Annotated in this window: 10 protein-coding genes and 1 pseudogene; 3 read left to right on the top strand and 8 right to left on the bottom strand. The window is 67.8% G+C overall.

Translation table 11 applies throughout. The features are described 5' to 3' along the window. Positions 1 to 16 precede the first annotated feature (16 nt). Both AC3EDY_RS10985 and AC3EDY_RS10980 read left to right on the top strand, forming a co-directional pair. The gene (locus tag AC3EDY_RS10985; protein ID WP_488572539.1) at positions 17 to 565 is read left to right on the top strand and encodes an acyltransferase; all 549 of its coding nucleotides are present in this window, start codon (positions 17 to 19) and stop codon (positions 563 to 565) included. A gap of 55 nt (positions 566 to 620) precedes the next feature. Continuing rightward, positions 621 to 2,093 carry a hypothetical protein gene (locus tag AC3EDY_RS10980; protein ID WP_488572538.1) on the top strand — a complete coding sequence of 491 codons (1,473 nt, stop codon included), beginning with the start codon at positions 621 to 623 and terminating at the stop codon, positions 2,091 to 2,093. A gap of 37 nt (positions 2,094 to 2,130) precedes the next feature. On the opposite strand, the gene mdoH is transcribed toward AC3EDY_RS10980, so the two are convergent. Genes mdoH through AC3EDY_RS10960 form a run of 4 tightly spaced genes read right to left on the bottom strand, consistent with a single transcriptional unit; the run spans position 2,131 to position 7,947 of the window. Beyond that, entirely contained in the window at positions 2,131 to 3,996 is a 1,866-nt protein-coding gene (gene mdoH, locus AC3EDY_RS10975; RefSeq protein ID WP_488572537.1) for a glucans biosynthesis glucosyltransferase MdoH, read from the bottom strand. After that, on the bottom strand, positions 3,993 to 5,549 hold the full coding sequence (locus AC3EDY_RS10970; RefSeq protein WP_488572536.1) for a glucan biosynthesis protein: 1,557 nt from the start codon (positions 5,547 to 5,549) through the stop codon (positions 3,993 to 3,995). Before AC3EDY_RS10970 ends, mdoH begins: the two co-directional genes overlap by 4 nt. 38 nt (positions 5,550 to 5,587) lie before the next feature. After that, the gene (locus AC3EDY_RS10965; RefSeq protein ID WP_488572535.1) at positions 5,588 to 6,817 is read right to left on the bottom strand and encodes an efflux RND transporter periplasmic adaptor subunit; all 1,230 of its coding nucleotides are present in this window, start codon (positions 6,815 to 6,817) and stop codon (positions 5,588 to 5,590) included. Then, positions 6,814 to 7,947 (bottom strand): hypothetical protein, encoded by a 1,134-nt coding sequence (locus tag AC3EDY_RS10960; protein WP_488572534.1) that lies wholly within the window; start codon positions 7,945 to 7,947, stop codon positions 6,814 to 6,816. The genes AC3EDY_RS10965 and AC3EDY_RS10960 overlap by 4 nt, the downstream gene beginning before the upstream one ends. 288 nt (positions 7,948 to 8,235) lie before the next feature. Here AC3EDY_RS10960 and AC3EDY_RS10955 point away from each other — a divergent pair, with 288 nt between their 5' ends. Then, the gene (locus tag AC3EDY_RS10955; RefSeq protein ID WP_488572533.1) at positions 8,236 to 10,137 is read left to right on the top strand and encodes an ABC-F family ATP-binding cassette domain-containing protein; all 1,902 of its coding nucleotides are present in this window, start codon (positions 8,236 to 8,238) and stop codon (positions 10,135 to 10,137) included. A gap of 7 nt (positions 10,138 to 10,144) precedes the next feature. Here AC3EDY_RS10955 and AC3EDY_RS10950 read toward each other — a convergent pair whose 3' ends face one another. The 4 genes and pseudogenes from AC3EDY_RS10950 to AC3EDY_RS10935 form a co-directional block, all read right to left on the bottom strand. Further along, entirely contained in the window at positions 10,145 to 11,644 is a 1,500-nt protein-coding gene (locus AC3EDY_RS10950) for an oligosaccharide flippase family protein (protein ID WP_488572532.1), read from the bottom strand. Then, a complete protein-coding gene (locus AC3EDY_RS10945; RefSeq protein ID WP_488572531.1) occupies positions 11,641 to 12,744 on the bottom strand; it encodes a glycosyltransferase family 4 protein in 1,104 nt (367 codons plus the stop codon). The genes AC3EDY_RS10950 and AC3EDY_RS10945 overlap by 4 nt, the downstream gene beginning before the upstream one ends. Positions 12,745 to 12,749: 5 nt before the next feature. After that, a complete protein-coding gene (locus tag AC3EDY_RS10940; RefSeq protein ID WP_488572530.1) occupies positions 12,750 to 13,574 on the bottom strand; it encodes a glycosyltransferase family 2 protein in 825 nt (274 codons plus the stop codon). 148 nt (positions 13,575 to 13,722) lie between these two features. Further along, positions 13,723 to 13,825 (bottom strand): annotated as a pseudogene (locus AC3EDY_RS10935) (IS630 family transposase); the annotation flags it as partial.

Below are 13,825 nucleotides of genomic sequence, written 5' to 3'. Positions count from 1 at the left end.
CAGCCTGTTGCGAGCCTTGCAACCCCGCAACAGGCTGACAACGCTGGTAACCCGGCTGGCGCTTCGCCTGCGAGGCACCGCGCCCGGCAGGCACTTCTTCATTCATGGCCGCCGCCCCCGTTTCTTCGGCGGCGGGCGGATCGTGATCGGCGCCGCCGTCAACATGCGTTGCGACGTAGCCCCGGTTCGGATCGAAGTGGAGAAGGGTGCGGCCGTCACGCTAGGCGATCGCGTCTTTCTCAATGCCGGGGTTCATCTCGTCTGCCATGGCGCGATCGTCATTGGCCCGAACTGTCGCATCGGCCCCGCCTGCGTGCTGGCCGACACCAACCATCACCCCGTACACCAGGACGATCGCGTGCGGGTTGCCCCGATCAGGCTGGGGCGCAATGTCTGGCTGGGGCGCGGGGTGATCGTGCTGCCGGGCGTCACCATCGGCGATCACGCCGTGGTCGCTGCCGGTTCGGTGGTGGCCGCAGATATTCCGGCGCGGCAGGTGTGGCGGGGCAATCCGGCGGCTTTCGTCAAGGATGTGCGCTGCGCGGCGGATTTCATCAGGCCATGATCGCAAGGCCGGGTTTCCGCCACCCTGGCGCCCTGCTCTTGCTGCGGAGCGCCACATGATATTGACATTTATCGGCGCGATCCAGGTGGTGCTCGGCCTCGGCCTGTTCTTGGCCGGCTCGATCGAAGCGATGTTCGTGTTTCTACTGGTTTCGGCGCTGTTCGGTGGTTCGGCGGCGGTCGTTCTGCCGGCGCTGGGGGGTTCTTCCATCCCGCCGGCGCAGTTTGCACTGGTATTCATGACGATGCGCCTGCTGGTGCCGGGTTCGGGCCATGGTGCCGCCGTGGGGCGCGCGGCCCGGGCCAATATCTGGCTGGCCACGTTCGTTCTCTATGGCGCAGTGCTGGCGTTCGTGGGGCCACGCCTGTTCCAGGGACAGATCGACGTGACGCCGATGCACGCCAAAGTCGCCGCCCGCTATGTTTCGATGCGGGCCTATATCTATGCCACGCGTCCGCTGCACTTTTCCGCCCAGAACATTACCACTGCGGTCTATCTGACGGGCACTTTGCTCACCGCGATCGGCGCGCACGCGGTATGCAGTCGGGAGCGTGGCCGCCGCATGCTGGTGCGGACCATGGCCATGGTGGGGATGATGCATGCCTTGATCGGGCTGATCAGCGTGGTTGCAAAGGGCACGCCGGTGGACAGCCTGCTGGGCCTGTTCCGCAACGGATCCTATGCCCAGTTGGATCACAGCTATCATGGCTTTGTGCGAATGGCCGGGATCTGGCCCGAGGCGTCGAGCTTTGCCTGGTTCGGCCTGAACTGGTTCGTATTCCTGTTCGAATGCTGGCTGCGCCGGGTTGAGCCGCGGCTGACCGGGCCTGCCGCCCTGGTACTGGCGGCGGCATTGCTATGCAGCACGGCCACCACCGCCTATGTCGGCCTGGGGCTTTATGCTGCGCTGGTGCTGGGCCGCAGCCTGCTTGTCCCCGGGGCGATGCCGGCCGGTCGCGGGCTGATTGTCGCCAGCGCGGGACTTGGCATGATCGTGCTGGTGGCGGCGCTGATGATCGTCGATCCGGCACTGGTGAACGATGCGGCGGGTCTTTTGCGCCATATGACGGTGGACAAGGGGCAATCCGTCTCGGGCGAGCAGCGCGGGTTCTGGGCGTGGCAGGGCTGGCACGCCTTCGTGGCGACCTACGGCATCGGCATCGGCCCGGGCAGCTTCCGTTCGTCGAGTCTTGCAACCGCAATTCTGGGCAGCTCCGGGCTGATCGGCGCGATGGCGATGATCGCGCATATGGCCAGCGCGTTCAAGCCGACACGGCTTTCCACCTATGTTCCGTCTACCGATATGGCACTTTCCACCGGGGCGGCCTGTGCCTGGGCGGCCTTGGTCGATGCCCTTGTCGCGTCGCTGTCATCGCCCTCGTGCGACCCGGGAATTGACTTCGCCATTCTGACCGGCGCTGCCCTGGCGTTGCGCCCGGTCGCGCCCCGCGTTCGCGCGCGATGGGGGCCGGAGCGGCCGTGGCGGCAGCGCCCGCTTGTTCCACAAGCGGGCGCCGTGGGGCCATGACCGCCGCTACCTCCCCAACCGTGGGGAATGCCGTGCCCTAGCCGTGCGTTCGCGCCATGGCCGCTTCGCGATGCGGCAAGGCGGCGATGGCCTCGTTCTCCGCGTCGGGATCGGGCACTTCGGCCCGCCCAACGCGCATGGTGCGCGCCGGCACGCGGAACAGTCCGCGCCGCGCTGCGCTTTCCCCCAGATCCTCGCGCGAGGTCAGGCTGACCAGCCAGGGCGCGGTAAACAGCCCTGCCGTGATCGGCAAGAGCCACAACGCGGTGACCGTGTCGATCCAGAACGTGGCGGCAAAGCCCAGCCCCAACAGGATATGGTCGCGCATGGCCGGCAAGATGGCACGCAGCGCGATCGTCTGCGCATCCCGGTTCTGCGCGCTCCAATGCGACGGAATGCCCAGCAGCAGGCCGAGCAGCGCCTTGACCTGCAGGACCATCGCAACCGGCGCGAACAGCATCGACAGCACCATTTCGGCCAGCACGGACCGGAGCGCCCGCCACGGCCCGCCGAACGCGGCGCAGCGGCGCCGATCCGCCAGTATCCAGACCAGCCCCATCAGCTTTGGCCCGAACAGCAACAGCACGGTGAGCGCAAGGACGCCCGCCGGCATGGTCATCACCACGCTCCCTTCCACGCCGCCGCCCGCCTTGGCCATGGCGGCCTGGGCGATCGTCGCCAGCAAGAGCAGCAACCAGCCGGGCGAAGTGAGATAAGCCGATGCGCCGATCAGCAGGTGCAGGCGGCTCGTGGCAGCCAGGCCCGACGCGCCGAGCAGGCGAAGATGCTGGAGATTGCCCTGCATCCAGCGCCGATCGCGCAACGCGTGGTCGATGATCGTCGGTGGATACTCTTCGTAGCTGCCGCCGATCATCACCATGTGCACGGCCCAGCCACGCCGCCGCAGCAACGCGGATTCGATCATGTCGTGGCTCAGGATATGGCCACCGAACGGCGGCTTGCCGGGCAGATCGGGCAAGCCGCAGCTTTCGGCAAACGCGCGGGTGCGCACGATGGCATTGTGGCCCCAGAAATTCGCTTCCGTGCCGCTCCACCACAGCAGCCCGGCCGATGCGATCGGGCCATAGGCCTCGCTCGCGAACTGCATCCAGCGTTGAAAGAGAGTGCGGGCATTGGTGATCATCGGCACGGTCTGAAGCAGGCCGATCGAAGGGCGCGCTTCCATGATCGACGCCAGGCCGACGATCGCCGTGCCGGTCATCACGCTGTCGGCATCGAGTACGAGCATGTTTTCGTATGCGCCGCCAAAGCGGCGGACCCATTCGGCAATGTTGCCGGGCTTGCGCGCGATGTTCTGCTCCCGCCGCCGGTAATAGATCCTGATCGGCGCGCGCGCGGCAAGCGCCGCCCAGGCCGCTTCCTCGCGCTTGCCATGTAGTGCGCTGGAATCGCTGAGCACGAAGAAATCTATCCACGCGGCTCCGCCGGCCCGATCGATGGCATGGACCATGGCTTCCACCCGGGCGAACACCGCATCGACATCTTCGTTGTAGACCGGCATCAGCACGGCTGTGCGATGGGCAAGGCTGGCGCCCGGCGAAGGCACGGGCACGAAGCCGGGATGCGAGCCGCTGATCAACTGGACGAAACCGATGGCCGAACTGACGAAGCCGAAGGCCACCCAGCTGAACAAGGGCACGAAGAACAACAGCAGCACGCCCTCGATAAGATCGAGACCGTCACGCGAAAACGCCACGCGCACTTCGCTAGACGCGGCCAGCCCCAATACGGCGGTCAGCGTGATCAGCAGCCAGCGCTTCACCAACAGCCCGTCAGGGCGGGTCTCGACCTCGCGCCGGGCGGGCGCATTGCCGAACAGGCGCTGCTCCGGCATGGCAAGCGGCGCTTCGGGCGGCAGCAGCGGCGGCAGCGTGCCGATCATGGCTGAATGGCCTTGATCACCGTTTCGCTAAGCGCTCCACCACCGCGCTTGAGGAACAGGCGGAACTCGCGGGGGCCAAGCCCTTGCGTCCTCACGTCCAGCGTCACGCGCCACTGGCGATCACGGCCGGCAATCGGCCCCACGGCCTTGTGCAGCACGGCTGCCTGGGGCAGATCCACCTCGGCGCTCACCCCGCTGCCACGATTGAGGCCGGCCAGGGAACTGCCTTCGAAATCGAGAACATAACGCGTCGCGCCGGCAATCGGATCTCCGCCCGGAACACCGCCAGGCCCGACGAATACCTTGACGCAGCGGGCGTTGGCGTTGGCCGCCGGGTCGCGGCTGGTCCAGGTCAGGCGATAGGCATAATCCAGCCGCTGCCCTGCCCTGGCTGGCCGATCGCTCAGCCAGAAGGCGGCGACATTGTCCACCGTTTCGGAAATCGTGGGAAAGGCATAGAGCACCACGGCGCCAGGCCCCCAATCCCCCTGCGGCTCCACCCACAGCGAAGGCCGGCGATCGTAGAAATTGAGATCGTCCTGATAGTGATCGAAAACCTGGTCACGCTGCATCAGCCCGAAACCACGCACGCCGTCTGCCCGGAACGTGTTGGTGCGCGGCTCCGGCGGATTTTCCAGCGGACGCCAGATGCGCTCGCCATCGGCCATCAGAATCGCGAGCCCGTCGGAATCGTGCACTTCGGGCCGCCAGTCGCGCCGATCGATCGTGGTCGCCTCGTCAAAGCAGAACATGCTGGTCATCGGCGCGATGCCCAGTCGCGCCACGTCCTTGCGCAGGAACAGGGCGAGCCTGACCTCCTGCACCGGGCCGATTTCGGTCTGCCGGGTATCGAACGCATAAGCGCCGGTAAGCGAGGGGCCTTCGAGCAGGGCATGGATGATCACGCGCTGCTGACCCGATGCCCCGCCTAGGTTCTCGATCCAGAATTCGGTGAACTCGGGAAATTCCTCGGCACCGGGCATCGTGCCGGTATCCACGGCGATCCCGCGCGCAGACAGGCCGAACTGATCCTTTTCGCCTGCCGCGCGAAAATAGGATGCGCCCAGAAACGCCAGCCAATCGGCATGGCCATCGGCATGCATGACGCGGAAACCGGCCGGATCGACATTCTGAGCCGCGCCGAACAGGCCTTTGGCGTTCACCACGGCGCGGGCCTGCCCCTGAACGACCACGTTGATCGCCACGGCGAAAGGCGCGGTTTCCAGCCGCGTGGGAAACAGCCTGACATGGCCGGGCAGGCTTTGCGCAGGGCCATAGGTGAGCCGGGCGGCATCATCGAACGTGGGGGCGGCATGCCTGGATACGGGGCGCGGGGCGAACGGGCGCCGCGCCGATTCCTGCGCCCGCGACACCAGACCGTTCCAGGAAAAAGGCCTGGGCGGGCCAAGATTGCTGACTTCCTGCGCGAACAGGTCGCTCGGCGCCGCCGCCCATCCGGCCAATGCCAACGCCAACGCCAGAGTGCCCAGCGCGCGGCGGGACACGCCCCCGCCAAACGCGTGCTGCAAGGGAAAATCGGCGGGATCGGTCATGCTTGCCCTAACGCCGTGCGGGGGGGATGGTTTCGCGTTCATCGCCCCGATCCCGGCGTCACGAGCCGGAGCGACGCCGCCGTGTTACCCCCGGTGCCCGATGCGCGACGCCCGATGATCACCTGAATGCCCGGCTCCAGGCCGCTGGCCAGCACTTCGGTGCGCTTGCCATCGCTGGCACCCACGCCCACGGACACCTGCCGCGGCTCGTTATCGTCGGACAGGACATAGATCGTTCCCGCACGCGCGGGCACGCCTTCGGGCGTGAAGCCGAGCGCGGCGTTGGGCACCAGCAACACATTCTGGCGCGCGGGCAGATCGATTTCCACCGAGGCGGCCATGCCGGGACGCAATTGCACCGCGGGGCCATCGCCGGCCGGGAGGGGATCGAGCGCAAAGACGCCCACACGATCGCGGCCGCGCGGATCGTCGGCAGAGTCGATCCGCACCAGGCGGGCATTGCGTACCCGATCGGCCATGCCCGTCAAAAGAACGCGCGCCCGCGCGCTGGGGGCAAGGCGCTGCGCATCGGCGGCGGCCAGCGGAACGGTGACCACCAGCCGATCGAGCATAGTGGCGAGCACGAGCAGCGGCGCGCCGGGCTGAACCATCTGGCCCTGCGTGGCCACGTGCGAAACGACAAAACCGTCGAACGGCGCGCGGATCGTTGCATCCGCCAGGCGGCGGCGTGCCAGCAATTCATCGTTGCGCGCTTTTGCCAGCGCGGCCGTGGCACCGCCAAGCGCCGCCGCGGCCCGTGCCAATTCCGCCCGCGCACCGTCCATTTCGTTAAGCGAGGGCACGCGCCCGCCCGATCGGCGCCAGACGCCGTCATAGCGATCCATGCGGGCGCGGGCGCCGTCGACCTGTGCCTGCGTGGCGGCTAGCACGCCTTCGGCAGCCGCGCGGACTGCTTCGGCGCTGGCCAGTTCCACCTCGAACGGGGTCGCATCGAGCATGGCGATCGGTTGGCCGGCCCGTACGGCCCCGTCGCCCGGGCCCAGCAGGCTATGCAGCACGCCGATCTGTGGCGCGCGCAGGATAACCTCGTCCTCCGCATGCAGGGTGCCCTGCCCGCTCAACACCGGGGTCAGGCTGCCGCGTTCGAGCGGCACGCTGTAATAGGGCAGATCCGGCCCGTCGACAAAGCGCAGCAGCAACCAGAACGCGGCCGCCACCGCCAGCAGCAGCGCGGCAACCATGCCCCAGAACGCCAGGCCGCGGCGTGGACGGGCGCCCAGAAAGGCATCGAGATCGCCATCGGTCATAGCTGCGCCGCGCAGCGCGCGGGCGGCGCCTGCGGAGCCGCTGGCGCCAGATCGGCCTGCGTCCAGCCGAGCCCTTGCGCCGTCCACAATCGCACCTGCGCGCGAGCAACGGCCATGCGCGCGGCGGCGGCGGCCTCTGCCGCGGCGAGGGCCGATGCTTCGGCCACGTACAGCGTGGCGAAGAGTTCTGCCCCGGCGCGATAGCCCGCCCGCGCGTCCCGCACGGTGCGATCAGCCTGGCCCAGCGTTTCCGCACTGGCGCGGGCCAGGGCATGGGCCGCGGCCAGCGCTTTGGTGGCGCTCTCGATCTCCGCCGCGCTGGCGGCTGTCGCGCTGGCCAGCGCGGCCTGCGCCTGGTCGAGCGTGGTCTCGCCATTGACCACCGCCCGCACCTGCTGCTGGCGTACGGCCATCAGCGCGGCACGGCGCGGCGCGGCGCCGGGTGAATCGGCGAGGACCGGCGATGCGGCAGGCTCTTCCGCGATGGCCGGCAGCGCATCGGGTGTCAGGCCGGTTTCCTCGGCAAGGCGGGCCGTGGCCTGCATCACCTCGCTTTCCGCCTCGACCACGGCATCGGTATCGAGATCGACCATGACGCCGCCCAGCGCACCATCGATTGCCGATACCAGTCCTGCGTCGCGCCGAAAGCGGGCGATTTCGGCATTGTCCTGCCACGGAACGATAGCGGCACGGCGGGCCGCCAGGCGCGCTAGAGCGAGGCGCACGGCCAGATAGGCTTCGGTCATCACGGCGGCGCGGCGGTTTACCAGCGCGGCGTGAACATAGGCCGCCGCCTCCGGCCCTTGCGCCACGCGATCCTTGCTGACCAGCCCGGCCAGCCGGCCGACCAGGCGGCGGCGACGGGCAGCCGCCTTTGCCGCAGCCTCCCGCAATTGCCAGGCACTGCACGCCAGTACCGGGTCGTGCGCGAGCCCCCTGGCAATGATCTGCGCCAGCACCGGATCGCCGGCATTCTGCCACCAGGGCGCGGCGCTAGGCTCCATGCCTTCCACCGGGGCGATGTCCGGCTCGGCCACGCGGGCGGCGGGCACGGCGCAGGCGGCACAGCAGAGTGCCAGCACGATGGCTGTCACCCTGCCCGCAAGCTTGGAGGGGGTTACGCGGAGCACGGGCTGGCGATTAGCAAAATATCACCGTGTGGCAATCGAGAGGCGGGCGGCCTGGACGCTTTGCCTTGCGGTTCGACGCATCGACGGGGCGTTTTGGCACCAGGCGAACGCGCCATGGGGGCGGCTTGTTCCCCGCACAGGTGGCAAAAGGCAACGGATGGACGCCAGGCCACAATCTTGCTGCCACAATCCTGCTGCGACAATCCTGCCGCGAAAACCCTGCTGCGAAAATGAGGCCGGAAAACCACGCGCTTGTTCTGGCGCAGCGGGGCGGCTAGGCGCACGGGCATGCTCACGATTTCCGGCATCACTGTGCGGCTGGGTGGCCGCACCATCATTGATCGCGCCTCGGCCACGGTACCGACTGGCGCGCGTGTGGGGCTGATCGGGCGCAACGGGGCGGGCAAATCGACTCTGATGAAAGTGCTGATCGGGCAGATCGAGCCCGACGACGGCAGCGTGGACATGCCCCGTCGCGCGCGCCTGGGCTATATCGCACAGGACGCGCCCACCGGCACGGCAAGCCCGTTCGAAACAGTGCTGGCCGCCGATACGGAGCGCGCGGCGCTGCTGATCGAGGCGGATACCTGCACCGATCCCGATCGCCTGGCCGACGTGCACGAGCGGCTGATCGCCATCGATGCCTATACGGCCCCGGCGCGCGCCGCGCGGATCCTGATCGGCCTGGGCTTTGACGAGGCGATGCAGGCGCAGCCGCTCGACAGTTTTTCGGGCGGCTGGAAAATGCGCGTGGCGCTGGCCGCGCTGCTGTTCTCCCAACCCGACGTGCTGCTGCTCGACGAACCATCGAATCACCTCGATCTCGAAGCGACGCTATGGCTGGAGAATTTCCTGCGCAGCTATCCCGGCACGCTGATCGTGATCAGCCACGAGCGGGATCTGCTCAACAACGTGGTGGACAATATCCTTCACCTGCAGGGCGGGAAAGTCACTCTCTATCCCGGCGGCTATGACAGCTTCGAGCGCCAGCGCGCCGAGCGCGCGGCACAGGCCGCCGCGGCCAAGGCTTCGCAGGACGCGCAGCGGGCCAAGCTGCAGGACTATGTCCGCCGCAACAGCGCGCGCGCGTCAACCGCCAAACAGGCGCAATCGCGCGCCAAGATGCTGGCCCGGATGCAGCCGGTGGTGGCCATGCTGGAAGACCCCAGCCTGACGTTCGATTTCCCCAGCCCCGGCGAATTGCGGCCGCCGCTTATCACGCTGGACCAGGCTGCCGTGGGCTATGCGCCGGGGCAGCCGATCCTGCGGCGGCTGAACCTGCGCATCGATCCCGACGATCGCATTGCCCTGCTGGGCCGCAACGGCAATGGCAAGACCACGCTGGCACGCCTCCTGGCCGGGCAGTTGCCGGCGATGGAAGGCGGCATGACCACTGCGGGCAAGCTTTCCATCGGCTATTTTACGCAGTACCAGGTCGAAGAACTGGCTGGCGGCGATACGCCGCTGCTGCACATGACCCGCGCGATGAACGGAAAGACCCCTGCCGCCGTGCGCGCGCAGCTTGGGCGGTTCGGATTTTCCGGTGACAAGGCCATGACCGAGGTTTCGCGCCTTTCGGGCGGCGAGCGTGCGCGGCTCGCGCTGGCGCTGGTTACACGCGATGCCCCGCATCTGCTGATCCTCGACGAGCCGACGAACCATCTTGACGTGGATGCGCGCGAAGCGCTGGTCCAGGCGCTGAACGCCTATCAGGGTGCGGTCATTCTGATCAGCCACGATCGCCACATGGTGGAACTGACCGCAGACCGGCTGGTGCTCGTCGATGAAGGCGCCGCCGTTCCCTATGACGGCAGCATGGAGGACTATATCGACTTCGTGCTGGGCCGGAACCAGCCAAAGGCCGACGCCCCGGCCCGCACGGCCCCGGCTGTCGCTATGGGAGCGGCGGACAGGTCCGCCAACCCGGGGGCAAACCATGCCGCGAACCAGGCCGCCTGGCAGGCCCGCCGCGAACTCGGCAAACAGATCGCGAAGGCTGAAAAGGACATGGCCCGGCTGCAGGCCCGCATTGCGGAGGTGGAGGCAGCGCTGGTGGATCCGGCCCGGGCGGGCAGCCCCTATCAGGGCATGAACCTTGGCGCGCTGGGCAAGCTGCGCGACGACCTCGGCGCGCAACTCGACGTGGCGGAGGCGCAGTGGCTGGCCTTAAGCGAACGGGTCGAAAGCTGACGTCCGCCTATCGCCCCAGCGCCGCCAGCCCCGCCCGCAACGGACCGCGCAGGGCAAGAAGCGAAAGCCCCCAGCCAGCCAGGCCCAGCGGCATCACCAGCGCGAGCGTCGATCCTGGCGCCATGTGCCATTCCACCGCTAGCAGGCGCCCGCCCGCAGCCAGGCCGAACGTGACGGCCGTCGGCCACAGGACAAGCGCCGCGGTCGCCCCGGGCGCGGACCTGTCGGCGCCGCTCGTCCGCCAGGCGGCAATGGCCAGAGCAATAGCCCAAACCGCTGCCACCACCGTAGTGGCGAGCGCCGCGGCGACCGCGCCGTGGCGGGCAAGGAGCAGGGTCAGGGCCGCCGTGGCGATGGCGGCCAGAGTCTGGACCCACAGGACGCGGCTTTGCCGGTTTTCGATCACGAGCACGGCCGATGCGACAGCAATGGGCAGCGCCGCCATGCGTGCCAGACAGAACACCGCGATGATCGGACCGGCGGCTGCCCAGGCCGGCCCCAGCAGCAGGGGCGCGATCTCGTCCGAAACGACTGCCAAGCCGGCAAGGGCCGGCCAGCACAAAGCACCGAACAGCCCCGACAGCCGCAGCCATGTGCCTTGGCCCACCGCCCCGTGCGCGCGCTCGGCCGCAAGCCCGGTGGTAACGAAAAGGCCAGCTGGCTGCACGAACATGTCTGCCAGCGCGGAAACGATGCGGTTGCCGGCGCGATAAAGGCCCGAAGCCGACGGCGAAAACGCTGCACCCAGCAGCAGATCGCCACTGTAGTTGGCCAGAAATCCCACGAACACCGAGCCATAGCGGCTCCACGACCAGGCAAGTATCCTGTACGTTTCGCGCAGGGACGGGCGTTGCAGCCGCGGCAGCACCAGCACCGCACGGTATGCCACGACGAAAATCGCCAGGCGGACATAGATCTGCGCCACCAGCGCCCACAGGCCCCAGCCCAGCACGAGGAGTAGCGCCGCGCCAAGTGCGGCGGCCATTTCGGTTGCGACGGTGATGGCATAATAGCGGCGGACCTGCTGGCCGCGCAGCACCATCGCTTCTTCCCACCCGGCAAAAGCGGCAAGAAGATTGGACGGAGCGAGGCAGAACAGAAGAAGCGCCACGCCACTGCCGCGGAACACGAAAGGCGCAATCAGCCCGGCAATGCACAACAGCACGATCCAGCCCAGCGCGACCAATAGATTGGCCACGAGACCGGCGCCCGCCGCGGTCGCTTCATCGGCCTGAGGCGCTTTGAGCACATATTCGAAAGGGCCGACGTAAAGCATGGTGCGCGCAAGCGTGAGCAAGGCGGCGGCAATGGCAAAGATGCCGAAATCAGCCGGCGCCAACGTGCGCGTAGCCACCAGGGTCACGACCAGCAGCGCAAGCTGGCTGCTGGCGCGCGCGGCCATGGCGATCACTGCGGTGAAGCTGCCGCCGCGCCACCAGCCGCGCCCACGCGCCGGCATGCCCCCGCCGGGCGCCGCCGGCATGGTGCCGCCGCAGGGTGCTTTCACGCCGCGCATTCCATCAAGAGATCGAATAGCACGCGCCCGGCCCCGGCCCAGGTATAGCGGCGGGCGCGGGCCAGGCCGGCGGCGATCATGGTGTTGCGGATGGCCGGATCGTCGAGCGCGGCGATCTGCTTCAGCCAGGCCGCGGGATCGTCGGGATCGGCCATCAGCGCCGCGGCGCCGCAGACTTCCGGAATGGCGCCGCGGGGCGCGGCGATCACCGGGCAACGGCACAGCATCGCTTCGACCGGAGGCAGGCCGAAGCCTTCGGTTCGGGACGGAAACAACAGCGCCTGTGCCCCTTCGTAAAGCGCGCGCAGCGCGCCGTCGTCACACGTGCCGGCAAACACGGCATTGGCCGGCGGCCGCAACCCGGCGCATTCCAACGCCGCCCGGTCGGGCCCGACGATAACCAGGCGGCGCGGCACCAGGCCCGGCCGGGCAGCCCCGCCCTGTGCGGCCAATGCCAGCGCATCGAACACCACCTTGTTGTTCTTGTAGTCCTTGACGCTGCCAAACAGCATCAGGTAGCTGCCCTTCGCCAGGCCGAGGCGCGACAGGGCAGCGGCATCGGCCGCGCCGTCGAGAATATGGTCCGCGCCGTTGTGCAGGATTTCCGCCCGTCCGCCACCGATCACGCCATGACGGCCCAGATGCTGGCGCGAATAGTCCGACACGGTAAGCACCAGCTTGCTCGTTCGCGCCATCAGCGGGGCCAGCAACCGATAGCCCATGCGCTGGCGCCAGGGGTAGGAGCAATCGGGCCGGCAGAACTGCGCATCGTGCAGCATGGTGATCTTGGGGCGATGCAGGACGGGCGCCAGATTGGCGAGGTTGACGAGCAGGCTGCCCCGGGCCAGCACCGGCAGGCGGCGTTGTTCCCACCGCTGGCTGGGGCCATGCGCATCCTCCTGTACGCCGATGACACGATAAGGTTCGCCAGCCGGGCATCCCGCCGGTACGATCACGCGCACATCAGGCCTGTCCTGGGCGGGCATGGCCGCCAGCAGGCCGTCCACTTCGCGGATCAACCGGTCGGAAACCCGCCACACCCCGTTGCGCTTGCCAGCACGGAACTTGCCATTGAAAGCAATGCTGCGCACGGCCCTCACATGCTTTCGATCTTGCGCGGATCGATCCGGCCGCGCAGCAGATCGACAACGGCCAGAGCATTGCCGCCCAGGCGGCCGATCCTGTCCACGTGCGGCTCGGGGAAAGCGGCGCGCAGCATGTTGGCGCTCACATTGCGCCACAGGAGCTTGCGCGCCAGGGCCTTGGGCATCGTACCCTTGCGCCGCAGATAGACGATGTTGGCGATTTGCGAATAACCGAGCCGACGCCCCGACGTACGCCCGCCTTTCACACCCAGGTGAACGCCCGAGACCAGGCCCGTGGAAATCAGCCGGCCGCGGCGGGCCAGACGCATCGTGAAATCGATGTCTTCCTGCCAGCCATATAGCGGCAGCGCTTCGTCAAAGCGCAGAGTGCCCACATCGCGCATGCGCACCGCCATGTTGCAGCCATAAAGCGCCTCGCGCGGGATGATCGCCGGATCGAGCAGCAGCGTCCGCGCGGCGATAAGCGCCTGGGCCTGGGCAATGTCAAAGCCGCCATGCCGCACGCCATCCCCGACCAGATTGCCCGTGATGCCGGCGACATCGGGATGGGCCATGAAAAGGCGTTCCACGGCCGCAAGATAATCGGGCGCCGGGATGAAATCATCGTCGAAAAAGACCACCACGTCGGCGCGCCCCGCCAGCAGTTCGAGCGCGCGATTGCGCTGTCGACACAAGCCACGTTCCGCCAGGACGATCTCCGGCCGCAAAGGGCTGTCGGCCACATTGGCAACGTCATCCTCGGCCGCACCTACGACAAGGATTCCATCGGGACGACGGGATTGCCCCAATAGCAGATCGACCATCTGGCGGGCCATTGTCGCCCGGCCCACAGTCGCTATGGCAATATGAATGCGCAGCATGCGGAGCGTCGTACCCCCGGGTCGTTTGCCCTGTTCTTAAGGGCAGATCGGCACTGGTCGACGTGCGTTGGCTCCGTAACCGAGCAACTAGAGCAGATTCCGATCACTCTGGCTCATAACCTGCTGCGATAAAGTAATTTGTGCATTCGTGGGGTGTGAAGCGTGGCAGCGCATCGCGAATGGCATCCCAGAGTTCGGGGACAGTC

Source organism: Novosphingobium sp. DS6-6 (assembly GCF_057784975.1).
This window is presented reverse-complemented; position numbering and strand designations above follow the sequence as displayed.